This is a genomic window from Streptomyces sp. NPDC049597 (genome assembly GCF_040675505.1).
Classification (GTDB): Bacteria; Actinomycetota; Actinomycetes; order Streptomycetales; family Streptomycetaceae; genus Streptomyces.
This window is the reverse complement of sequence record NZ_JBFAOY010000008.1, coordinates 33,760-56,897: the sequence shown is the minus strand read 5'-3', so window position 1 is coordinate 56,897 and position 23,138 is coordinate 33,760. Positions and strand designations below refer to the sequence as shown.

16 protein-coding genes and 2 pseudogenes are annotated in these 23,138 nt (G+C 73.0%); 12 read left to right on the top strand and 6 right to left on the bottom strand.

Annotation, left to right across the window (positions count from 1 at the left end; genetic code table 11):
- Positions 1 to 31: 31 nt before the first annotated feature.
- The 5 genes from AB0K02_RS11920 to AB0K02_RS11900 all read left to right on the top strand — a co-directional run bounded on the left by AB0K02_RS11920 (position 32) and on the right by AB0K02_RS11900 (position 7,785).
- A complete protein-coding gene (locus tag AB0K02_RS11920) occupies positions 32 to 1,711 on the top strand; it encodes a glycoside hydrolase family 13 protein (protein WP_365992239.1) in 1,680 nt (559 codons plus the stop codon).
- 29 nt (positions 1,712 to 1,740) lie between these two features.
- Positions 1,741 to 3,072: an ABC transporter substrate-binding protein gene (locus tag AB0K02_RS11915; protein ID WP_365992238.1), complete on the top strand. Its 1,332-nt coding sequence runs from the start codon at positions 1,741 to 1,743 to the stop codon at positions 3,070 to 3,072.
- 10 nt (positions 3,073 to 3,082) lie between these two features.
- A complete protein-coding gene (locus tag AB0K02_RS11910; RefSeq protein ID WP_365992237.1) occupies positions 3,083 to 4,414 on the top strand; it encodes a sugar ABC transporter permease in 1,332 nt (443 codons plus the stop codon).
- A complete protein-coding gene (locus tag AB0K02_RS11905) occupies positions 4,411 to 5,340 on the top strand; it encodes a carbohydrate ABC transporter permease (RefSeq protein ID WP_365992236.1) in 930 nt (309 codons plus the stop codon). Before AB0K02_RS11910 ends, AB0K02_RS11905 begins: the two co-directional genes overlap by 4 nt.
- A gap of 225 nt (positions 5,341 to 5,565) precedes the next feature.
- Positions 5,566 to 7,785 (top strand): NADP-dependent isocitrate dehydrogenase, encoded by a 2,220-nt coding sequence (locus tag AB0K02_RS11900; RefSeq protein WP_365992235.1) that lies wholly within the window; start codon positions 5,566 to 5,568, stop codon positions 7,783 to 7,785.
- Between the two features lie 225 nt (positions 7,786 to 8,010).
- Here the strand turns inward: AB0K02_RS11900 and AB0K02_RS11895 are convergent, their stop codons facing one another.
- The gene (locus tag AB0K02_RS11895; RefSeq protein WP_365992234.1) at positions 8,011 to 8,937 is read right to left on the bottom strand and encodes a glutamate ABC transporter substrate-binding protein; all 927 of its coding nucleotides are present in this window, start codon (positions 8,935 to 8,937) and stop codon (positions 8,011 to 8,013) included.
- A 380-nt stretch (positions 8,938 to 9,317) separates the two neighbouring features.
- On the opposite strand from AB0K02_RS11895, the gene AB0K02_RS11890 reads away from it, so the two are divergent.
- Positions 9,318 to 9,722 (top strand): hypothetical protein, encoded by a 405-nt coding sequence (locus tag AB0K02_RS11890; RefSeq protein WP_365992233.1) that lies wholly within the window; start codon positions 9,318 to 9,320, stop codon positions 9,720 to 9,722.
- A 499-nt stretch (positions 9,723 to 10,221) separates the two neighbouring features.
- On the opposite strand, the gene AB0K02_RS11885 is transcribed toward AB0K02_RS11890, so the two are convergent.
- Positions 10,222 to 12,672 (bottom strand): SpoIIE family protein phosphatase, encoded by a 2,451-nt coding sequence (locus tag AB0K02_RS11885; RefSeq protein WP_365992232.1) that lies wholly within the window; start codon positions 12,670 to 12,672, stop codon positions 10,222 to 10,224.
- A gap of 141 nt (positions 12,673 to 12,813) precedes the next feature.
- Between AB0K02_RS11885 and AB0K02_RS11880 the strand changes: the two genes are divergently transcribed.
- The 4 genes and pseudogenes from AB0K02_RS11880 to AB0K02_RS11865 all read left to right on the top strand — a co-directional run bounded on the left by AB0K02_RS11880 (position 12,814) and on the right by AB0K02_RS11865 (position 16,507).
- Positions 12,814 to 13,287 (top strand): VOC family protein, encoded by a 474-nt coding sequence (locus tag AB0K02_RS11880; protein ID WP_365992231.1) that lies wholly within the window; start codon positions 12,814 to 12,816, stop codon positions 13,285 to 13,287.
- A 185-nt stretch (positions 13,288 to 13,472) separates the two neighbouring features.
- Positions 13,473 to 14,837: a cytochrome P450 gene (locus tag AB0K02_RS11875; protein WP_365992230.1), complete on the top strand. Its 1,365-nt coding sequence runs from the start codon at positions 13,473 to 13,475 to the stop codon at positions 14,835 to 14,837.
- Between the two features lie 152 nt (positions 14,838 to 14,989).
- Positions 14,990 to 15,543, top strand: a pseudogene (locus tag AB0K02_RS11870) (maleylpyruvate isomerase N-terminal domain-containing protein); the annotation flags it as partial.
- Between the two features lie 67 nt (positions 15,544 to 15,610).
- Positions 15,611 to 16,507, top strand: a complete 897-nt coding sequence (locus AB0K02_RS11865; protein WP_365992229.1) for a hypothetical protein — start codon at positions 15,611 to 15,613, stop codon at positions 16,505 to 16,507.
- Positions 16,508 to 16,550: 43 nt separating this feature from the next.
- Here the strand turns inward: AB0K02_RS11865 and AB0K02_RS11860 are convergent, their stop codons facing one another.
- The 3 genes from AB0K02_RS11860 to AB0K02_RS11850 all read right to left on the bottom strand — a co-directional run bounded on the left by AB0K02_RS11860 (position 16,551) and on the right by AB0K02_RS11850 (position 18,426).
- Positions 16,551 to 16,748 carry a hypothetical protein gene (locus AB0K02_RS11860; protein WP_365992228.1) on the bottom strand — a complete coding sequence of 66 codons (198 nt, stop codon included), beginning with the start codon at positions 16,746 to 16,748 and terminating at the stop codon, positions 16,551 to 16,553.
- A 298-nt stretch (positions 16,749 to 17,046) separates the two neighbouring features.
- Positions 17,047 to 17,772, bottom strand: coding sequence for a hypothetical protein (locus tag AB0K02_RS11855; RefSeq protein ID WP_365992227.1), 726 nt, complete (start codon positions 17,770 to 17,772; stop codon positions 17,047 to 17,049).
- A gap of 267 nt (positions 17,773 to 18,039) precedes the next feature.
- A complete protein-coding gene (locus AB0K02_RS11850) occupies positions 18,040 to 18,426 on the bottom strand; it encodes a VOC family protein (protein ID WP_365992226.1) in 387 nt (128 codons plus the stop codon).
- Between the two features lie 396 nt (positions 18,427 to 18,822).
- On the opposite strand from AB0K02_RS11850, the gene AB0K02_RS11845 reads away from it, so the two are divergent.
- Together AB0K02_RS11845 and AB0K02_RS11840 are read left to right on the top strand one after the other, a co-directional pair.
- Entirely contained in the window at positions 18,823 to 21,243 is a 2,421-nt protein-coding gene (locus AB0K02_RS11845) for a SpoIIE family protein phosphatase (protein ID WP_365992225.1), read from the top strand.
- 41 nt (positions 21,244 to 21,284) lie between these two features.
- On the top strand, positions 21,285 to 21,752 hold the full coding sequence (locus tag AB0K02_RS11840) for a MarR family transcriptional regulator (RefSeq protein WP_365992224.1): 468 nt from the start codon (positions 21,285 to 21,287) through the stop codon (positions 21,750 to 21,752).
- A gap of 30 nt (positions 21,753 to 21,782) precedes the next feature.
- Here AB0K02_RS11840 and AB0K02_RS11835 read toward each other — a convergent pair.
- Positions 21,783 to 22,953 (bottom strand): annotated as a pseudogene (locus tag AB0K02_RS11835) (Tm-1-like ATP-binding domain-containing protein).
- Positions 22,954 to 23,138 lie beyond the last annotated feature (185 nt).

Genomic DNA, 23,138 nt, shown 5'->3' with positions numbered 1-23,138 from the left:
TCTCGCATTCAGCAGAACAGGTCGACGCGAGATGCTCAGCACGCTTCCGGCCGGCATCGGCCCCCTCTCCCGCAGCTCCGCCACACCCGAACCGTGGTGGCGCGACGCGGTGATCTACCAGGTGTACGTCCGCAGCTTCCTCGACAGCACGGGGGACGGGATAGGTGACCTGGCCGGCGTCCGTGCCGGGCTTCCCTACCTGCGGAAACTCGGCGTCGACGGCATCTGGCTCAGCCCCTTCTACCCCTCGCCGCAGCACGACCACGGCTACGACGTGGCCGACTACTGCGACGTCGACCCCGTCTACGGCGACCTCGCCGAGTTCGACCGGCTGGTCGCCGACGCCCGCAGGCTCGGGCTCAGGCTGCTGCTCGACATCGTCCCGAACCACTGCTCCAGCGAGCACCCCTGGTTCCGCGAGGCCCTCGCCGCCGCCCCCGGCAGCCCAGCCCGCTCCCGTTTCCATTTCGCCCCCGGCCGCGGCGCGGACGGCGCCGAACCGCCCAACAACTGGCGCGCCATGTTCGGCGGCCCGGCCTGGAGCCGGACCACGAACCCCGACGGGACGCCCGGGGAGTGGTACCTGCACCTGTTCACCCCCGAGCAGCCCGATCTCAACTGGCGCGACCCGGCCGTCGGCGACGAGTTCGAGCGGGTGCTGCGCTTCTGGCTCGACCGCGGCGTGGACGGCTTCCGCATCGACGTGGCGGCCGGTCTCTACAAGCACCCCGACCTGCCGGACTCGGACGACCCCGAAGCGGACGAGCGCTCCCGGGACTCGGTCAACCCGCTCGCCTGGAACCAGCCGGAGGTCCACGACGTGTGGCGCCGCTGGCGCGCGGTGTGCGAGGAGTACGCCGCACGGGACGGTCACGAGCGGCTGCTCGTCGGCGAGGTCTCCGTACCGACCGCACGCGAGCACGCCCTGTACGTCCGGCCCGACGAACTGCACCAGGCGTTCTTCTTCGACCTGCTCAGCGCCCCCTGGGACGCCGACGCCTTCCGCTCGACGATCGACGAGGCCGTACGCGACATCGCCGGCACCGGTTCCACCGTCACCTGGGTGCTCAACAACCACGACCAGGTCCGCACGGTGACGCGGTACGCGGGGGAACCCGGTGTCGAGGGCAGCGGACTCGGCGCCGCCCGCGCCCGCGCCGCCGCCCTGCTGATGCTGGCCCTGCCCGGCGCCGCGTACGTCTACCAGGGGGAGGAGCTCGGCCTGCCCGAGGTCCTCGACCTGCCGGACGAGGTCCTCACCGACCCGATCTTCCACCGCACCGGAAGCCGCAAGCGCATCCGCGACGGCTGCCGGGTTCCGCTGCCCTGGTCCGGCCATGCTTCCCCGTTCGGCTTCAGCCAGGGCGAGGCCGGGGCCCGGCCGTGGCTGCCGCAGCCCGAGTGGTTCGCGGAGCACGCCACGGACCGGGCCCTCGCCGACACCCGATCCTTCTGGCACCTGTACCGCGAGGGCCTGCAACTGCGGCGCAGCCTCCCGCAGTTGGGCGAGGGCACGCTCCGCTGGCTGGACGCGCCCCCGCACGTGCTGGCCATGGTCCGCGGCGACGGACTGATCTGCGCCGTCAACTTCGGCACCGAGCCCGTCCCCGCTCCCGCGAGCGGCACCCCCCTGCTGTCCAGCGGCCCCTGCCCCGACGGTGTGCTCCCCGGAGCGACCGCCGCGTGGTGGACCGCCGACCCCACCTCCTGACCGCCCCCACCCCTGGAAGGACCCTCACCATGCGACGACCCTCGAAGACGACCCGGCGGACGGCAGCGACGGTCTCGGCGGCCATCGCCGTCGCCCTGACCGCCACCGCCTGCGGCGGCACCACCGGCCCCGCGAGCGGCGGTGAACTCAGCGGCCAGACCGTCACCGTCGCCGGTGTCTGGACCGGCAGCGAGCAGAAGAACTTCAAGAAGGTGCTCGACGCCTTCACCGAGAAGACGGGTGCGAAGACCGTCTTCGTGCCCTCCGGCGACAACGTCTCCACCTTCGTCGGCAGCAAGATCGAGGGCGGCAACGCCCCCGACGTGGTGATGGTCCCGCAGGTCGGCGTGCTGAAGCAGTTCGCCTCCGAGGGCTGGCTCAAGCCGCTGTCGGACAAGACCGCCAAGTCGGCCACCGCCGGACTCGCCCCTGTCTGGAAGGACTACGGCACGGTCGACGGCACCTACTACGGCCTCTACTTCAAGGCGGCCCACAAGTCGACCGTCTGGTACAGCCCGGAGGCGTTCACCCAGGCCGGCGTCACGGAACCCAGCTCGTGGACGGGCCTGCTGGAGGCCGGCCGCACCCTCTCCGACTCCGGCCGGCCCGCCTTCGCGATAGCCGGCGAGGACGGCTGGACGCTGACCGACTGGTTCGAGAACGTGTATCTCTCGCAGGCCGGACCGGAGAAGTACGACCAGCTCGCCCAGCACAAGATCAAGTGGACGGACGAGAGCGTCGTCAAGGCGCTGACCACCCTGGCCGAGGTGTTCAAGGACAAGCAGCTCGTCGCCGGCGGCGCCCAGGGCGCGCTGCGCACCGACTTCCCCGCCTCCGTCGAGCAGGTCTTCGGCCCCGAGCCGAAGGCGGGCATGGTCTACGAGGGCGACTTCGTGGGGGGCGTGGCCAAGGACGAGTTCGGCAGGAAGCCGGGCGAGGACGCCAAGTTCTTCCCCTTCCCCGGCGTCGACGCCGGGGAGCCGCCGGTGGTCAGCGGCGGTGACGCGGCCGTCGTCCTCAAGGAGGGCAAGAACGCCGAGGCCGGGATGCGGCTGCTGGAGTTCCTGGCGACGCCCGAGGCCGCGGAGGTCTGGGCCGGCGCGGGCGGCTTCCTCTCGCCGAACAAGGAGGTCAGCCTCGACGCGTACAGCGACGACGTGAGCCGCGAGACCGCCGAGTCGCTGATCGGCGCGGGCAATTCGGTCCGCTTCGACATGTCGGACCAGGCCCCCGCCGCCTTCGGCGGGACCAAGGGCGCGGGGGAGTGGAAGCTGCTCCAGGACTTCCTGCGCGACCCGTCCGACCCGAAGGCCACCGCGGCGAAGCTGGAAGCCGCGGCTGCCAAGGCGTACCGGAACTGAGGCTGCTTTCATGGCTGACACGCTCAAGGCCCGCGCCGCGGCAGACCCGCGGCGCCGGGCCCAGCGCAGGAAGCGCCGCCTCGCGGTCGTCTTCGTCCTGCCCGCACTGCTGCTCCTCGGTGCGCTCGTCGTCTACCCCGTCCTCTTCTCCGTCGGCCGCAGTCTGTTCGACGCGAGCGGGGACCGGTTCGTGGGAGCGGCGAACTACACCGAGATGTTCAGCGATCCGGCCACGCTCAGGGCCATCCGCAACAGCACCGTCTGGGTCGTCGTCGCACCCGTCCTGCTGACCGGTCTCGGGCTGCTGCTCGCCGTGCTCACCGAGAAGGTGCGCTGGGCCACCGCGTTCAAGCTGGTGCTTTTTCTCCCCATGGCCGTCTCCTTCCTCGCCGCGGGCATCATCTTCCGGCTCGCGTACGAGCAGGACCCGGACCGGGGCGTGCTCAACGCCGCCGTCGTCGGCGTCCACGGCGCCTTCGCGGACCCGGCGGCGTATCCGACGGCCAGGGCCCGCGAGAACCAGGGTCTCGCCGGCGGCGCGGGCGGCCCGTACACCACCGAGGAGGCCGTGCACCCGGGAGGGACCGTCACCCTCGGCTTCGTGGGCGTCGCCCCCGGCGCCATGCCCGCCGGGGCGAAGTCCGCGGCCGTGAAGGAGCCGGGGGACGACGCGATCGGCGGGGTCGTCTACCTCGACTTCACCCCGGGCGGCGGCGGTGCGCAGGGAAAGGTCGACCCGGCCGAGAAGGGACTGCCGGGCATGACCGTCGAGGCCGTACGCGACGGGGCGGTCGCGGCCACCGCGACGACGGCCGCCGACGGATCGTTCCGCTTCGCCGGCCTGGACGACGGGGCGTACACGGTCCGGCTGCCCGCGTCGAACTTCGCCGCCCCCTACGAAGGCGTGAACTGGCTCGGCCCCGCCCTCGTGACCCCCGCGATCATCGGCGCCTACCTGTGGGTGTGGACCGGCTTCGCGATGGTGCTGATCGGGGCCGGACTCGCCGCCATCCCGCGCGACGCGCTGGAGGCGGCGAGGATGGACGGCGCCACCGAGGGCCAGATCTTCCGCAAGATCACCGTGCCGCTGCTCGCACCCGTGCTCACCGTCGTCTTCGTGACCCTGGTGATCAATGTGATGAAGGTCTTCGACCTGGTCTGGATCATCGCGCCGGGCCCGGTCCAGGAGGAGGCCAACGTACTGGCCACCCGCATGTGGCTGGTGTCGTTCGGCGGCGGCAACGACCAGGGGCTCGGCAGCGCGCTCAGCGTCCTGCTCCTCCTGCTCGTCGTCCCCGCGATGATCTTCAACGTCCGGCGGTTCAGGAGGAGCGGAGCATGAGCGGCCACAGCACCATCGAGCGCCCGCCCGTCGCCGAGGCCCCCGTCCCCGCGGCGGCCCCGGCCGCGCCGAGCCGTCCCGGGCGGCAGGGCCGCCTGGCCAAGTGGCTGAACAGCGGGATCGTCCAGGCCCTGCTGATCGTCGTGGCCCTGGTCTGGATCACGCCCCTGGCCGGGCTGTTCCTCTCCTCCCTGCGCTCGGAGCGGGACAACGCGTCCGACGGCTGGTGGACGGCGCTCAGCGACCCCTCCCAGCTGTCACTGGACAACTACACGGCGCTGCTGGAGGACTCCGGCATCACCGCCGCCTTCTGGAACACCGTTCTGATCTCCGTGCCCACCACGGTCCTGGTCGTCGGCATCGCCGCACTCGCCGGCTACGCCTTCGCCTGGCTCGATTTCCCCGGCCGTGACGCGATCTTCCTCGTGGTCGTCGGACTGCTGGTGGTCCCCGTCCAGATCGGGCTGCTGCCCGTGGCCAAACTCTTCGGCGCCGTCGGACTGTTCGGCACGATCGCGGGCGTCGTCCTGTTCCACGTCGCCTACGGCCTCCCGTTCGCGATCTTCCTGTTGCGGAACTACTTCGCCGAGATACCGCGCGAGATGCTGGAGGCCGCCCGGATGGACGGCGGCGGCGAATGGCGCATCTTCTCCCGGCTCGTGCTGCCGCTCGGCCGGCCGGCCATCGCGAGCCTCGCCATCTTCCAGTTCCTGTGGGTCTGGAACGACATGCTGGTGGCGCTGCTCTTCGCGGACAGCGGATCCCAGCCGCTGACCGTCGCCCTGCAGTCGCAGATGCGCCAGTTCGGCAGCAACATCGGCGTGCTGGCCCCGGGCGCGTTCCTCTCGCTGGTGGTCCCGCTGGTGGTCTTCTTCGCCTTCCAGCGGCACTTCGTCCAGGGAGTGATGGCCGGGTCGGTCAAGTAGGACCGGGAGACCGGCGTCGTCCGACCACGGGGCGGACGGCGCCGGTCTCGCGCGCGCGGACGTCGGCCTTGCCGCGTCCTCGGCCCTCCCGCCAGGCGCGGGCGGGCGGGATCGCTCCCTCCGGGGCGCCGATCACGACCGTGAGGAGGCCCCTGTCGAACAGGGGCCGATCACGAGATATCTTGATGTCGAGCAATGTTGCAGACGTGGAGAGCGGAGCACCCGGTGACTGACTCGACCATCATCTATACGCACACTGACGAGGCGCCCGCCCTGGCGACGTACTCGTTCCTGCCCGTGGTCCAGGCGTACGCCTCGACGGCCGGTGTCACCGTGGAGACCCGTGACATCTCGCTCGCGGGACGGATCATCTCCCAGTTCCCCGAGTACCTCGAAGAGGGCCGGCGCATCGACGACGCCCTCGCCGAGCTCGGCGAGCTGGCCAGGACGCCCGGCGCCAACATCATCAAGCTGCCGAACATCTCGGCCTCGATCCCGCAGCTGAAGGCCGCGGTCGCCGAGCTCCAGGAGCAGGGCTACACGCTGCCGGACTACCCGGACGACCCGAAGACCGACGAGGAGCGCGAGATCCGCGCCCGCTACGACAAGGTCAAGGGCAGCGCCGTCAACCCGGTCCTGCGCGAGGGCAACTCCGACCGCCGAGCCCCCGCCTCGGTCAAGAACTACGCCAAGGCGCACCCGCACCGCATGGGCGCCTGGACCTCCGACTCGAAGACGAACGTCGCCACCATGGGCGTCGACGACTTCCGCTCCACCGAGAAGTCCGCGGTCGTCGCCGAGAACGGCACCCTGCGCATCGAGCTCAAGGGTGACGACGGCTCCACCACCGTGCTGCGCGAGTCGGTTCCGGTCCTCGCGGGCGAGGTCGTCGACGCGTCCGTCATGCGCGTCGCCGCCCTGCGCGAGTTCCTCACCGCCCAGGTCGCCCGCGCCAAGGCGGAGGGCGTGCTGTTCTCGGTGCACCTGAAGGCCACGATGATGAAGGTCTCCGACCCGATCGTCTTCGGCCACGTCGTACGCGCCTTCTTCCCGAAGACCTTCGCGCAGTACGGCGAGGCGCTCGCCAAGGCCGGCCTCACCCCGAACGACGGCCTCGGCGGCATCTTCAAAGGCCTGGAGGCCCTGCCCGAGGGCGCAGAGATCAAGGCGTCCTTCGACGCCGAGCTCGCCGAGGGCCCGGCCCTCGCCATGGTCGACTCCGACCGTGGCATCACCAACCTGCACGTTCCGAGCGACGTCATCGTCGACGCCTCCATGCCGGCCATGATCCGCACCTCCGGCCACATGTGGGGCCCGGACGGCCAGGAGGCCGACACCCTCGCCGTCCTCCCGGACAGCAGCTACGCGGGCGTCTACCAGGCCGTCATCGACGACTGCCGCGCCAACGGCGCCTACGACCCGGCCACCATGGGCTCCGTGCCCAACGTCGGCCTGATGGCCCAGAAGGCCGAGGAGTACGGCAGCCACGACAAGACCTTCGAGATCCCGGCCACCGGCACCGTCCGTGTCGTCGACGCCGACGGCAACGCCGTGCTGGAGCAGGTCGTCGGCGCGGGCGACATCTTCCGCATGTGCCAGACCAAGGACGCCCCGATCAAGGACTGGGTGAAGCTCGCCGTCACCCGTGCCCGCGCCACCGGCGACCCGGCCGTCTTCTGGCTGGACGAGGGCCGCGCCCACGACGCGCAGCTGATCGAGAAGGTCAAGGCGTACCTGCCGGAGCACGACACCGAGGGCCTGGACATCCGGATCCTGTCCCCGGTCGAGGCGACCAAGCTCTCCGTCGAGCGCATCCGCCGCGGCGAGAACACCATCTCCGTCACCGGCAACGTGCTGCGCGACTACCTGACCGACCTGTTCCCGATCCTGGAGCTGGGGACCAGCGCCAAGATGCTGTCGGTCGTCCCGCTGATGAACGGCGGCGGCCTCTTCGAGACGGGCGCCGGCGGCTCCGCCCCCAAGCACGTCCAGCAGCTCGTCAAGGAGAACTACCTGCGCTGGGACAGCCTGGGCGAGTTCCTCGCGCTGGCGGTCAGCTTCGAGCACCTCGCGACGACCACGGGCAACGCACGCGCCCAGGTCCTCGCCGACACGCTGGACCGCGCCACCGGCACCTTCCTCAACGAGGACAAGTCGCCCAGCCGCAGGCTCGGCGGCATCGACAACCGCGGCAGCCACTTCTACCTGGCCCTGTACTGGGCCCAGGAGCTGGCCCGGCAGACCGACGACGCGCAGCTCGCGGAGGCGTTCGGGCCCCTGGCCAAGACGCTGGCCGAGCAGGAGCGGACCATCGTCGACGAGCTGATCGCCGTCCAGGGCTCCCCGGCCGACATCGGCGGCTACTACCAGCCCGACCCGGCCAAGGCCGCGGCCGTGATGCGTCCCTCGGCCACCTTCAACCAGGCGATCGCCACCCTCGGCTGACGCCGACGCACCGATCCGCCCCGGCCGGCGCCACGCCCGGCCGGGGCGGACCCGTGTCCGGACCCGTTTGCCGGGTGCGGAGCGGACCCGTTGTCGGGACCCGTTTGCCGAGCGCGGGGCGGCCGTGTGCCCGCGAAGGGGCCGGCTTCCTGCGCCGCGAAGCACGACCGCACGACGAAGGGGCGGCCACCCGATGACCGGTGGCCGCCCCTTGTTGACGAGGTGTCAGTAGCGGTCGACGAGCGGAGTGCCGGCGTACTTGGAGCCGGACAGACCCAGCGTCGCGTCGTACGCCTTCTCGTGGTCGCCGCTCGCGTCGTGCGCCTCGATCGAGTCCGAGACCGCCTCGCGCAGCGCCGTGTCGCCCTTGGCCATGCCGATGCCGTACGGCTCCTCGGTGAACGGGTTGCCGACGACCTTCAGCTTGTCCGGCGACTGCGCCGCGTACCCCAGGAGGATGGCGTCGTCCGTGGTCACGGCGTCGACGTCGCCGTCCAGCAGCCGCTTGACGCACTCGCCGTACTTGTTCGTCTCGACCGTCGTGGTGTTGTACTCGGGCTTCTGGATCTCACGCAGGGCCGTCGCGCCCTTGACGGAGCAGACCGTCTTGCCCTGCAGGGAGTACGGGCCGCCGATGGTGCGGTCGTCCTTGCGGACCAGCAGGTCGGCACCGGCCATGAAGTACGGCCCGGCGAAGCCGACCTTCTTCTTGCGCTCGTCGTTGATGGTGTACGTGCCGACGTACAGGTCCACCTCGCCGTTGGCGATGGCCGCCTCACGGCTGCGGGTGTCGATCGTCTTGAACTGGATCAGCCCGGGCGCGAAGCCGAGGTCCGCGGCGGTCATCTTGGCGATCTCGATGTCGAAGCCGGACCGCTGGCCGTTCGCGTCCTGGTGGCCCAGGTAGGGCTGGTCGTCCTTGACCCCGATCACGAGCTTGCCGGCCTTCTGCGCCCGGGCCAGCGTCGGGGAGTCGAAGGAGACGTCCGTCGCGACCTTGTACGTGGGCAGCTTGGGCCGGTCGAGGGTGCTGGTGCTGCTGGACGGGGTGTCACCGGCGGAACTCGTCCCGCCGCCGCTGCAGGAGGTGGCGGTGAGAGCGACCGCGATCACGGTGATCGCCGAGAACGTGGCCGACTTACGGGACTTCATGGTGCGACATCCTCTGTTCCAACGATCCGGGGGAGTGGACGACGCCTGGAGAGGCGTTCGCTCCCGCACCGAGACCGTGGCCCCCTGCCCACCGCTCTCGATTGTGAGGACCCTAAGGACGGGTACGCCGGTTCGTCACCACATCTGAGCTGAACTTGAGGATCACGTTCCGGAAACGGAGGGGTGAAACCGGGGCAAACGTGATGTCAACGGCGGGGTGATGGGGGTCCACGGCACGATCCGCGCCGATCCGGGGAAAAGCGCTGGTCGGAACGTGTGGGCGAAGGGGGATTCCCCCGGTTGTGGTGTGGCGTGTTGCGGGGAGGACCGCCGGGCCCCTAAATGAGGCAAATCCCAAAATTTCCCGGATCGGATGGCTCATGGTGCTCACCCACACGCTCGACCGTGGCGTACTGGTCGTCACGCTCCACGGCGACGTCATGATCAGTGACCGTGCCACGGTGTCGCAGCAGCTCGCGGAGGTCGTCCGGTCCCATATGCCGCGGGCCGTGGTGATCGAGCTCCGGACGTCGGTGGTGAGCACGGCGGCGCTCAGCGCGGTGCTCCGGGCGCACCGGCAGTGCGGTCAGGCGGGCACGACGCTGTCGGCGGTGGTCACGGTGGCGTCGGCCAGGCGCCTGCTCAAGGCCGGTACGGACGGCTCCGGCCTGCGGGTCTTCGCCCGCCGCTCGGACGCCGTCACAGCGGCGGTCACGCCCGCGGCGACGCCGCTCGCCCCTCCCGCCGCCACGGCCCCGCCGGCTGCCACCCCGGCCCCGGCCTGACGGGCGGGGGCCTCTCGGACGCCTGGGGGCCGGGGGCCTCTCGGACGCCGCCCTGAGGGCCGGGGCCCGAGGCGGGCCGGGCGGCTGCCGCGACGGCGGCTGCGCCTCCGCCGCGGTGACGCCGCTGCTGCCCGGCCGGTCCGACGGCCGGGCCGTCTCCGTCGTCGGCCTCGGCGCGGGGCGCAACGAAGTGCGCCGCATCACCGCCCCGACGGCCGATCGCCCAGCCTGCCGGCAGTCGTCCGTGAGCGGCTTCACTGCCGTCGTCGGAGGCGGGCCGGGAGCGATGGCACGGCCGGTGCGCGCCCGGTGACGTGCCGCCTCGGCCGCCGGGGCGCCGGTCCGGCACACCGGGCGTCGCGCGCCGGTCCGCACACAGGACCCGGGGCGCCGGGTGCCGGTCCGGGCGCACCGTTCGTCGTGCGCCGGTCCGGGCGCACCTGCGGTCACACCGCCGGTGCGCCGGTCCGTCACATCACCGGGGCGCCACGGCGGTCCGTCACATCACCGGGCTCCCCGGCGTCGGCGGGAGCAACTGCTCCGTCCACACCGTCTTGCCCTCCCGCGCGTGCCGTGTTCCCCAGCGCTCCGTCAGCTGGGCCACGAGCAGCAGCCCGCGTCCGCCCTCGTCGGTCGAACGGGCACGCCGCAGGTGCGGAGAGGTGCTGCTGGGGTCGGTGACCTCGCAGATCAACCGGTGATGGTGGATCAGCCGCAGGGTGACCGGGCCCCCGGCGTAGCGGTACGCGTTCGTCACGAGCTCGCTGACGATCAGCTCGGTGGTGAACACCAGCTCGTCCAGTCCCCACTTCGCCAGCTGGTCGGCCGTCAGGCGGCGGGCCTTCGAGGGCGCGGTGGCCTCCGCCGTCAGCTCCCACGTGGCGACGAGTTCCGGCGCCAGTCTGCTCGTCCGCGCCAGCAGGAGCGCCACGTCGTCACTGGGCCGTGCGGGCAGGAGCGCGTCGAGGACGTCCTCGGCCATCTCGTCCAGCTGCTGCGGACCGTACCCGCCGAGCACGGTGCACAGTCGGGCGATCCCGGCCTCCATGTCGTGCTCCTCGCCCTCGACGAGGCCATTGGTGTAGAGGGCGATCACGCTGCCCTCCGGCAGGGTCAGTTCCGCGGTCTCGAACGGCAGGCCGCCGAGGCCGAGCGGCGGCCCGGCGGGCAGGTCCGGGACGCTCACGGCGCCGTCCGGGGTCACCACCGCGGGCGGCGGGTGCCCGGCCCGCGCGATGCAGCACGCCCGGGCCACCGGGTCGTACACCGCGTAGAGGCAGGTCGCCCCCACCACCTGCTCCCCGGGGGCTCCCTCGTCGTCGTGCTCCTGCTCGCCGGCGAGCCGCGTGACGAGGTCGTCGAGGTGGGAGAGCACCTCGTCCGGTTCGAGGTCCAGGTCGGCCAGGGTGTTCACCGCCGTGCGCAGACGCCCCATGGTGGCGGCCGCGTTGATGCCGTGCCCCACGACGTCGCCGATGACGAGGGCGACCCGTGCGCCGGACAGGGCGATCACGTCGAACCAGTCCCCGCCGACCCCTGCCGCCCCGCCGGCCGGCAGGTAGCGATGGGCGACGAGGATCGCGGGATGCTCCGGCAGTTCCCGCGGCATCAGCCTCCTCTGCAGCGCCAGCGCCGTCCTGCGCTGCTGCGTGAACCGCCGTGCGTTGTCGATGGACACGGCGGCCCGCGCGGCCAGTTCGCCCGCGAGCGTGAGGTCGTCCTCCTCGAACGGTTCGGGCAGCCGGGAGCGCCACAGGCTCATGCACCCCAGCACGAGACCGCGCGCCGTGAGGGGCACCACCATCAGCGAATGCACCCCCCGTTGTTTCGCGGCCCCCGCGCGATCGAGACCCGCGAGCGCCTTCGGCAGGTCGACGAAGCGTTCGAGGACGGGACGCCGTTCCGACAGACAGCGCGCCTGCGGTGTGCCGGGAGCGAAGGTGGTGAGCGTGCCGACCGGGAGCATGATCTGTTCGGATTCGGATGTGACGCTGTGCAGCGCCGTCCTGCGCACCGCGTCCCCCCTGCTGTCGGGCACCGGCTCCTCGCCGCGGCTGACCTGCTCCAGCAGGTCGACCGAGACGCAGTCGGCCAGTCCCGGCACGGCCGCCTCCGCGAGCTCGGAGGCGGTCGTCCCCACGTCCAGCGTCGTGCCGATCCCGGCACCCGCTGCGCTGAGCAGCGCCAGCCTGCGCCGGGCCCGGTGGCGCTCGGTGACGTCCTCGACCAGCTGGGTCACTCCGAGCACCCGGCCGGTGGAGTCCTCCAGCCGGAACGCGGAGACATCGACGAACCGCTCCTTCGCGGGCGCGGCGAGCAGCCGGCAGGACTGCTCGGTGAAGATCAGCGGCTCCCCGGTGTCCAGCACCTCCCGCAGCCGGTCCTCCACGGTGTCCGCGTCCACCCGTACGAGGAAGTCTCCGATCCGGACCCCGCGTGCCTGTTCCGCCTCGAAGCCGCCGAGACGGGCGATCGCCCGGTTGACGCGCAGGACGCTCAGATCGGTGTCATGGACCGCGAGCCCGATCGGGGACCTGCGGAACAGGCCGTCCATCACCGCCCGGTCGATCTCCCACTGGACGACCTCGGCCGCGGGGGCACCCACCAGGAACCACTCCGTGCCCCCGTCGTCCCGCGCCACGAGCCGGGCCCGGACCCCGAAACCGAGGGTGCGCCCTTCCTTGACGCGGACGGGCACCACCCCGAACCAGCCCCGGTCCCGCACGCACGCCGCCACGGGCTTCAGGACGAGCCCCTCGTCCTGGGGGTCCACCAGGAGCTCGCTGACCTCCCGGCCGAGGGCCTCGCGGGCGGAGTATCCGAGCAGCGCCTCCGCGCGGTCGCTCCAGCCGGTGACCCGCCCGTGCGGATCCAGCACCACGGAGACGGCCCGGCCCAGCGAGAACGGGTCCTCCGGGCTCTCACTGATCAGCGTCACGGATCCGGTCATCGCTTCCATCCTCCGCCGGGACCCCGCCCCGCGCACTCGGTGGCCCTTCGGGGGAAGTCGGGAGGGGCAGCGATGAATTCCGCACGGCCGGGCGGTCTGCACCGGCAGAGACCCGTCCGACCACCAGGTCAGGAGAACGACATGCCCAGGATCACGCCCAATCTCTGGTTCGACACGCAGGGCAAGGAGGCCGCCGAGTTCTACGTCTCGGTCTTCCCCAACTCCAAGATCACCAACGTCTCGTACTACGGCGAGGCGGGCCCGCGCCCGGCCGGAACGGTACTGACCGTGGACTTCGTGCTCGACGGCCAGCCCTACACCGCGATCAACGGCGGACCGGAGTTCACCTTCGACGAGGCGGTGTCCTTCCTCATCGACTGCGCCGACCAGGAGGAGGTCGACTATTACTGGAGCAGGCTGTCCGAGGGAGGGCAGGAGGGCCCGTGCGGCTGGCTCAAGGACAAGTACGGGCTGTCGTGGCAGGTGGTGCCCGCCGTGCTGGAGGAGTTGCTGAAGGACCCCGACGCCCAGCGCGCCCAGCGGGCGATGAAGGCCATGCTCGGTATGGGCAAGCTGGACGTGGCGGCCCTGCGCGCGGCGGCCGACGGGGCCTGAGCGCGGCGGTGGTGACCGGGCGCGCGCCCCGACCGGCGGCGGCCGCCCGGCGCCGGAGTGCACGGCGACTGCCGGTGGCCGCCTGAGCGCCGTGGTCGAGGCCGGACGCGTCTCCTCGTCCAACGCCCTTTGACACAATGGGCGTTGAGACCGATGTGCGACGCCGCCGCCGACCTGGGGGGACCATGACCACCACTGCCGCACGCGTGCCCGGTCCGGCGGGGCTGCCGCTGCTCGGGTCGATGCTCGACCTCAAGCGGGACTCCCTCGGCACCTTCCTCGCCGCCCGGCGCGAGCACGGGGACGTCGTTCGCCTCACCGCCGGTCCGCCCGGGCTGCGGGCCGAGCTGTACGCCGTGTTCTCCGCCGAGGGCGCGCAGCAGGTGCTCGCCACCGAGGCGGCCAACTTCCGCAAGGACAACGCCTTCTACCAGGAAGTCCGCGAGTCCTTCGGCAACGGCCTGCTGACCAGTCAGGACGCCGACTATCTGCGCCAGCGCCGTCTGGTGCAGCCGCTGTTCACCCGGCGCCGCGTCGACGGTTACGCGGAGGCGGTCACCACCGAGACGGCGTCGATGCTCGCCGCCTGGCGCGGCGCCCCGGGCCGGACCGTGGACGTCGTCGCAGAGATGACGGGACTGACCCTGCGCGCGGTCGCGCGCATCCTGTTCGGCACGGACGTCGAATCGGCCGTCGCCGTCGTCGAGCGCTGCTTCCCCGTCATCGGCGACTACGTTCTGCGCCGGGGGTACTCGCCCGTCAACGTCCCGCGTGACTGGCCCACTCCGGGCAACCGCCGCGCCGCGGCCGCGACAGACGAGCTGTACGCGGTGTGCGACCGCATCATCGAGAAGCGGCGCGCGGAGGTGGACGCGGCGACCGGCGACGACCTGCTCACGCTGCTCGCGGCGGCGCAGAGCGAGGAGGACGGCAGCTTCGACGCCGCGGAGATCCGCGACCAGGTGCTGATCTTCCTGCTCGCGGGCCACGAGACGACCGCGACCTCGCTCGGCTTCGCCCTGCATCTGCTGGCCCGGCACCCCGAGCAGCAGGAGCGGGCGAGGGCCGAGGCGGCGAGTGTCCTCGCCGGTCGCACACCGGGCGCGGCGGACCTCGACTCTCTGCCGTACCTGACCAAGGTGCTCAAGGAGACCATGCGGCTCTACCCCGCGGGCCCGGTCGTCGGCCGCCGCGCCGTCGCCGCCACCGAGATCGGCGGTCACACCGTCCCGGCGGGCGCCGACGTGCTCGTCGCCCCCTGGGTGACGCACCGTCACCCGCGGTACTGGGAGGAGCCCGAGCGCTTCGACCCCGAGCGCTTCACACCCGAGCGGGAGAAGGAACGGCCCCGTTACGCCTGGTTCCCGTTCGGCGGCGGGCCGCGCGCCTGCATCGGCCAGCACTTCTCCATGCTGGAGTCCGTGCTCGCGCTCGCGATGATCCTCGGGGAGTACGAACTGACCGCGAAGGACGAGACGGTGCCCGTCGACACGGGGATCACCCTGCGTGCCGCCGGACCGGCCCGCTGCGTCCTGCGCCCCGTCTCCTGACAGGGACGGCCGAGGCCGGCAGGGATCGACATCGGGCGGACCACGACCCGTCCGCCCGGGGGATACGGTCCCGCCATGTCCCCCTCAGTCATGCCCCCTCGGCCGAGAACAGGTCCTCCTCCACCGTGACGGCGGACGACGTCGACCGCGCCGTGCGCCTCTGCCTCGACCTCCTGGGCTCCGTCCCGCCCGGCGCCAGGTGGGACGCGAAGGCGGGGACCCTGGAGTGGGACTGCTGGGAGACCGTCGAGCACCTCGCCGACGACCTGTTCGCCTACGCCGTCCAGCTCGGCCCGCACCGTCCCTCCCCGGACCGCGTCGTGCCCTTCGTCTGTGACAGCCGCAGGCCGGGCGGCCCCCGCAACACGGTGCACGTGGACCGCGGGGCGGGAGCGGCGGGGCTGCTGGAGGTCTGGAGTCGGGCGGGGGGTGCTGCTGACCGCCATGGTGCGCACGGCGTCGCCCAGTCTCCGTTCGCACCACGTGTTCGGGAGCTCCGACGCCGAGGGCTTCGCCGCCATGGGCGTCGTCGAGACCCTGGTCCACACCCACGACGTGGCACTGGGGCTCGGGCTGCGCTGGACTCCGCCGGAGGGACCGTGCGCGGCGGTGCCGGGGCGACTGGCCCATGCTGCTGTGGGCCACCGGGCGCGGCGATCTCCCCGGGCGGTGGCGCCGCACCGCACGGCGCTGGTACGGCGAACCGAGTCGTGAGCCATCCTGGTCGTGGGCCCTCCCGACGAGGGCGGGGGTGACGGGCCGCAAGGAGGACCGTGGACCTGCAGAGCATCCTCGACGAGCTGTACGGGCTGCGCCCGCAGGACTTCACCGCAGCGCGCAACGCACGTGCGGCCGAGGCCCGCAGGGCGGGGGACCCCGCCCTCGCGGAGCGCGTCAAGGCGCTGCGGCGCCCCACCGTCTCGGCGTGGGCGGGCAACCTCCTGGCGCGCCGCGCCCCGGAACGGGTCCGGCCGCTGCTCGGCCTCGGCGAAGGTCTGCGCAGCGCCCACCGCGGCCTCGACGGCGAGCAGCTGCGCGAGCTGAGCCGGCAGCAGCACCTCCTGGTCTCCGCACTGGCCCGTGAGGCACGCGACCTGGCCGCGGCGGAGGGGCAGCAGGTGGGGGAGACCGCCCTGCGGGAGATCGAGGGCACCCTGCACGCCGTGCTCGCCGACCCGGCGGCGGCCGAGGAGTGGGCGGCGGGCCACCTCGACCGGCCGCTGCCCTCACCGGTGGGCTTCGCGGCGGCGGTGGCGGATCCCGGCGTCGTGGCGGATCGCGCCCCCGCGCCCCGGCCGGGCGGGACGACACAGGCCGAGCGCCCGGAACACGGACCCGGGCGGGGTGAACGGGAGCGGCGCGCGGAACGGGACGAGGCCCGCCGGGCGGCCGAAGCAGCCGAGGAGGAGGCGCGCGACCGCGAGGCGGAGCACGCCCGGGCCGCCGAGGAGAGCGAGGACGCCGACGCCCGCGCCGCCGAGGCCGCCGAGCGAGTCGACGCGTTGACCGAGGAACTGAAGGCGGCACGGTCCGACCTGCGGGCGGCCGAGAAGGAGGCCCGGCGGGCACGCGAGCGGGCCCGTGCCGCGGACGTCGCGGCTTCCTCGGCGCGCCACCGGGCCCGCCAGGCGTCGCAGGACGTGGAGCGTCCGACGCCGGGCAGGGGGTGAGCCCGGCCGTCCGGGCCCGCCCGCTGCCGGCTCGCCGTCCGCCTCAGCGCTCGCGCATACGCGGAGAGCCGGGGCCGCCTTCGCCTTCGGACCCGCCGGGCCCGGCGTCGTCCGCACCCGGCTCCGGGTCGTTCGCCTGCTCGATGCGTGTGTGCTGCTGCCGTGAGCGCAGGTAGTCCTGCACCTCGTGCTTCATCTCGTCGTCCTTGCGCGGGCTCACGCGGTTGCTGCCACGCTCCATGGAGAGCGCACCTCCTTCGTGCCTTCGTCCTCTGCCCGGCCCCTACCCAAGGGTGACAAACCCACACGAAACACCATGCCGTATCCGGAGGGCTCGTCGGGCCGGAAGCACTGCCCAGTACCCGCAGGGACGCCGATCATGCGGAGTGCGTGCCGCGGACCTCCGCCGCGGCGATCGCCGAGGCGCGCCGATCGCCGAGGCCGAGTCGGCCCCCGGTGCGGCCATTCCCCGGACGTCGGCGCACGCATGCGCCCGGACAGCGAGGCTGCCCGGGCGGCAGCGTCCGGTCCAGGGGCGGTCAGGTGCCGTTCGCCGCTCCCGCCGCCCGTGTGCGGCGCACCAGCGCCGAGCAGCAGGTCAGGAGCGCCCCTGCCGCCGCGCCGAGCACGGCCGCGGCCCTCGCCGAGGTGAACGACTCCCCGAGGCCGCTGTTCAGCAGGCCGGCCATGCCCGCGCTCGCCACGGCGTGGAGCGCGACGACGCCCATGGTCAGTCCCGCCGTCGCGGCCCAGACGACCAGGGTGTCCCGCAGGGCGAGCCACACGGCGCACGCCAGGCAGAGCACCATGACGGCCGCGGACAGCGTCTGCGCGTAGCCGCCCGACCGCAGTCCCGCGAGGTCGGTCGGCAGGTGGAGGAGGCCGCAGGCGAACAGCAGGACCGCCGCGGGCCAGCGCAGCGCGGAGCGCAGCGCGGGGGAGACGGTGTGGCTGCTCGGCCCCGCGGCGAGCGCGCCGTCCAGCGCCGCCGTCGGACACATGGAGGTTTCCGGCGGCTCCTTCCGCTCCCGTGCCCTTTTCGGCCGCTCGGCCCGCACGGCGGGGGCGGGCGGGGAGTGCTTGCCGATCTCGGCGTGTCCGTCCGGGCCCTGCGCGGACCGCCCCGCCGACCGGGGCGGGGCGTGCCGCGTGCGGGGAGCCGGGTGCGCGGGGACGAGGAACTCGGTGTCGGACGCCGGCGCGGGCCCGGCGGGTCGGTTCATGCCGCGGTCGGCCGGATCTGGGGTGACGGGGTCGGGGGGCATGGCGCGGGCTCCGTTCGTGGACCAACCGTAGGCGTCCACCGTGTCTGTCTCGTGCTCATGAGGGGGGCGCGTGATCATGAGTGGCCGCGCCCTCGTTCCATCTAGTGCGCAGTTCCCCGCACCGCGCCATCGGGGGTCGGCCCCCGATGGGCCGTCGGGGCGAACGGGTCTCGGCCGGCGGGCGGCCGGACGGCGAACAGGGGCGGGGAGATGTCCCCGCCCCTGTCGGAGCACTACGCGATCCGTGCGGGCCGTCGGCCCGCGGGCTCAGCTGCCGCCACCCCCGTACGGCCGGGTGATGACCTCCATGCCGTGCCCTGCCGGATCGTGGAAGTACATGCCCCGCCCGCCGTCGTTGTGGTTGATCTCGCCCGGCCGCTTGCCGTGCGGATCGGCGAAGTACGTGACGCCCGCTTCCTCGATGCGCCGGAAGATCCCGTCGAACTCGTCCTCCGAGACCAGGAACGCGTAGTGCTGCAAGGGAACTTCGTCGCCGAGCGTCGCGAAGTCGAGGGTGACGCCGTTGCTGAGGGCGAGGGGGACGAACGGGCCCCACTCCTGCCCGACTTCGAGCCCGAGGACATGGGCGAGGAACGCGGCCGACTCGTGGTTGTCCCTGGCGAACACGATGGTGTGGTTGAACTCTGCTGACACTGTGGATTGCCTCCGTCGGGCAAACTCACGGGCACCTCCATGCCTCACCCGGTCGGTGACCGGCACGCGATGCCGTACAGGTGAGCGTAGAGCGGCCCCAGGGCCCCCGTCACGGCGTTTTTCCGCCGCTCGCACCTGCCCATGTGACGTCCTGCCGACGCGAGTTGGCGGCCCGTGACGCGGCCGGAAGCCGTCGGCGTGTCACGTCGGTGTCGGCCCGTCGCCGGATTCGCCGAGCGGCAGCGGGCCCGGTGGAGTTCAATGAGAGGCGCGGGGGACGAGCGCACAGCCGTCGCCGGACCCCGGCGGGACGGGGCAGCGGCCGACGCCGGGTGCGGACCGGCCCCGGGCAGGGACCGACGGATCACGGGAGCGCCCCCTGGGAGTGATCGACGAGTGAGCACCAGTGGCCATGTCCCCGGCAGCGGGCCGGACCGCCCGGAGGACGGCGCGCTCCTCGTGCTCGACGACGCCGGTACGGTGCTCGCCTGCACCGCGGCCGCCGCCCATCTGCTCGGAGCCCCCGCCGCAGGGATCAGCGGACGCGACGCCGGCGCGCTCTTCGCCGAACCCGGCGACTGGCCACGGCTGCGGGGCCTCGCGCCCGACGACCGTCCCCGCTCCCTTCGCGCCGCGCTGCGCGGGTCAGGCGGTCCGGTGCCCGTGCAGTTCGATCTGCTGCCGATCGAGGGCACACTGCCCGCGCGGTTCCTGCTGCGGATCACGCCCGCGGAACACGCCGACCGGCGGGAGGAGAACGAGGCCCTCGTGGGCGCGCTGTTCTCGCAGACGGGCATCGGGCTCGCCATCCACGACCCGCAGCTGCGCCTGACGCGCATCAATCCGCTGCCGGGGGACGTGCGCCCCGGGTCGGCGCGGCGCGACCCCTCCGGCGGCTCCCTCGGGCTGCGGATCGGAGAGCTGCTGGTCCCCGAGGACGCGGCGGTCGTCGAGGACCGGCTCCGCCGTGTCGCCACGACGGGCGAGCCGCTCGTCGACTTCGTCACCTCGGCACGGCTCGCCAGGGCCCCCGAACGCGAGCGGACCATCTCGCTGTCCGCGCTCAGACTGTCGGGCGCCAAGGGAGCCGTACGCGGCGTCGCCGTGACGTTCACCGACGTGACCGAGCACGAACGCTCCCGCAAGCGCGCGGCACTCGTCGCCACGGCGGCCTCCGCGCTCGGCCGGTCCCTGGAGGTCTCCCGCAACGCCCAGGTGCTGGCCGACCTGCTGGTCCCGGCGTTCGCCGATCTGGCCGCCGTGGACATCACGGAATCCGTGCTGGTGGGCGAGGAACCGGGCGCCTTCGCGACCGGGGCGCCGCTGTGCCGGGTCTCGGCCGTCGCGGCCCACGGCGGGTGGCCGAAGGAGCTGTACCCGCCCGGCTCCGTCATCCGCGTACGGGGCTACGAGAGCGACCGGCTGCGGCTCGGGTCGGCCGTCATCGTCCCCGACCTGGACGAGCTGCGGCCCAGGATCGCCGACGATGCCGACCGGGTGCGTCTGGTGCTCACCGACCGCGCCGCCTCGTACATGGTGGTGCCGCTGCAGGCCCGCGGGCACGTCCTCGGAGCGGTCTCGGTGTGGCGGAGCGGTGACCGGGCCCCGTTCGACGCACAGGACGCCGCCGTCGCGGAGGACATCGGCTCCCGGGCCGCGCTCGCCCTCGACAACGCCCGCCGGTACACCCGTGAGCGCCGCACCGCCGAGACCCTGCAGCGCAGTCTCCTGCCGCGCCCGCTGCTGAAGGTGACCGCGGCGGAGACGGCGGGGATCTACGTGCCCGGCAGGACGCTCGCGGGCACCGGGGGCAGCTGGTTCGACGTGATCACCCTCTCGTCGTCGCGGGTCGCCTTCGTCGCCGGTCATGTGCGGGGGCACGGTCTCAACGCGGCCGCCGCGATGGGCAGTCTGCGCACCGCCGTGCGCACGCTCAGCGACCTCGACCCGCCGCCGGACGAGCTGCTGACCCACCTCGACGATCTCGTGGTGCGGCTCGCGGAGGACGAGCAGCCGGGCGGCGCCGAGGGCACGGTACGCGGCGCGAGCTGCCTCTACGCGGTCTACGACCCGGTCAGCGCGCGGTGCACGATGGCGAGCGCCGGTCACGCGCCGCCCGTGCTGGCCCGGGCCGCCGGAGGCGCCGCGCCGGTCGGGCTGCCGGCCGGCCCCGCTCTGGGCAGGGAGGGCGCGCCCTTCGAACCGGTGGAGGTGGAACTCCGGCCGGGTGACCTGCTGGCGTTCACCGCCGGATCGCTGTCCGCGGAAGCCGGCGGCGCGGGCCGTGTGACCACGTATCTGGGCGAGGAGGCCGTCGGCGGCGGTGCCCGGCCGGTGCCCGAGATCGGCCGGGAGATGCTCGTGCCGTTCCTTGCCGAGCCTCCGGACCACGACGCCGCGCTGCTGCTGGCCCGGGTGGCCGTCACTCCTGAAGAGGCGGTCGCCGCCTGGGAGTTCCCGGCGGACGTGAAGATCGTGGCGGACGCGCGGGCCGAGGTCGCCCGCCGGCTGACCGCCTGGGGGCTCGACGACCTCGTGTTCACCACCGAACTGATCGTCAGCGAACTGCTCACCAACGCCATCCGGTACGCGGGCGGGCCGGTCGTCATCCGGCTGATCAGGGACCAGCGGCTGGTGTGCGAGGTGTCCGACCCCAGCCAGACCCAGCCGCATCTGCGCCGGGCGCGCCTCACCGACGAGGGAGGCCGCGGACTCTTCCTGATCGCCCAGCTCACGCACCGGTGGGGGAGCAGGTACACCGCGTCCGGCAAGACGCTGTGGACGGAGCAGCTGCTGCCCCCGCACCTGCGCCCGTGAGCGGGCCGGACGCACGACAGTAGCCATGTACAGTGTCCGGCATGAGCAAGGAATCCACGGGTCCGACGCCCGGCTTCCTGGTGTGGCGGCTGTCGATGAGATGGCGCGTCGCCGTCGACCGGGCGCTCGCGCCGGTGGGCCTGACCCACGCCCAGTACTCGCTGATGGCGACGCTGCACGGCCTCGACCGGTCCGGCGTACGCCCCAGCCAGCGCGAACTGGCCGACCACACCGGCCTCGAAGCGCTCTACGTGTCCAAACTCGCCCGCGCCCTGGAGGCCGAGGGGCTGATCGAGCGCGTCCGGGACGCCGCCGACAGCCGCGCGGTACGCCTGTCGCTCACCGAACGCGGACGGGACGTCACCGGCCGCGCCGTCGTGGTCGTCCAGGACCTGATCGGCCGGCTCCTCGCCCCGCTCGGCGGCCCGGACAGCGAGCGCACAGCCGCCTTCGTCCGCGACCTCACCGCCCTGCTCGACGCCCCGCTCGACCCGCCCGGCGGCCCGTAGGGCCGACGCACCGAGGCCCGAGGGGCCGTGTCACGCAGGGGCGGCCGCACGAGCGGTGATCATCCGGTGCAGGCGTTCCGCCGCCGCCCGGCCGAAGAGCGCGTCGTTGATGTCCGCGTCGATGTCGGTCACCGTGACCGCGCTGCCCCGCAGCCCCTCCCGCAGTGCGTCGAACAGGGCCGCGTCCGCCGCAGGGTCGTGGTACGGGCCGCCCGGGACGCCAAGCGTCGACAGGCCGCGCAGAGGCACCCACACCTCGGCCGGGCCCGTGGCCGCACGCAGTTTCGCGGCGATCCGCCGGCCCAGTTCGGCGCACTCCTCCGCCGTCGTGCGCACCACCGTGACCGAGGGGTTGTGCACCAGGACGTGACGCTCGCGCATCGCGGCAGGGAGCGTGTCCGGCGGGCCGAACTTCAGCATGTCCAACGCCCCGAGGCTCACCACCTGCGGCACACCGCGGAGCCCCGCGGCGGTGAGCCGGTCGGGTCCCGCCGTCAGGATGCCGCCGGCCAGGTCGTCCGCGACTTCGCTCAGCGTCAGGTCGAGCACGCCGGCGAACAGCCCCTGCCCCGCCAGCGACTCCAGGGTCCGCCCACCCGCCCCGCTGACGTGGAACACGAGGACCTCGTAGCCCAGCTCGGTCAGCCGCGCGCGGGCCGCGTCGACGCCGGCCGTCGTCACGCCCGCCATGCTCGTCGCCACCAGCGGCCGCTCGCCCGCGGCCAGATCGGCGGGGCGCAGCGCCCGGCGCCCGGCCGCGAAGCCCTTCGCCATGCCCGCCGCCGCGTCGGCCGCGTTCGCGAGGACCGGGGCGGAGACCGAGTTGATCCCGGCGATGTCGACGACGCTGTGCATCATCGTGATGTCCGTGGACCCCACGTACGGCGAGACGTTGCCCGCCGCCATCGAGGAGACCATCATGCCGGCCCGCACCGTACAGCCGCGCGACGGCCTCGGCCGCCCCGCGGGCCATCGCCGTCACGGCCGTGCCCCGGTCCCCCTGCGCGCGGAGCGCGGCCAGGTCCGTCCCGGCGGCGCGCGCCACCTCCTCGCGCGTGACGTCCGCGGTGAAGTGCGGCTGACCGATCACTCCCGTGTCGACGACCACCACCTCGACCCCGGCGCCGACCAGCCGCTCGCGCAGCCAGCCGTACTCCTCGCCCTTGGTGTCCAAGGTCCCCACCAGCACAACTGTCGCCATGACACGTACTGTTCGGTACATCCGGGCGCTGGGCAAGAGCGCCGCCGAGGCCGGGCGGGCCTGCGGTCCGGTGCCGGACGGCGCACCGCGTGTGCCGCCGTTCGGACCGCACGGGAATGGATCGACGCGTCGCTGCGCTGATGTGGCCGCACAAGATCGGGCGAGATGCGATCCTCGGAATTGGA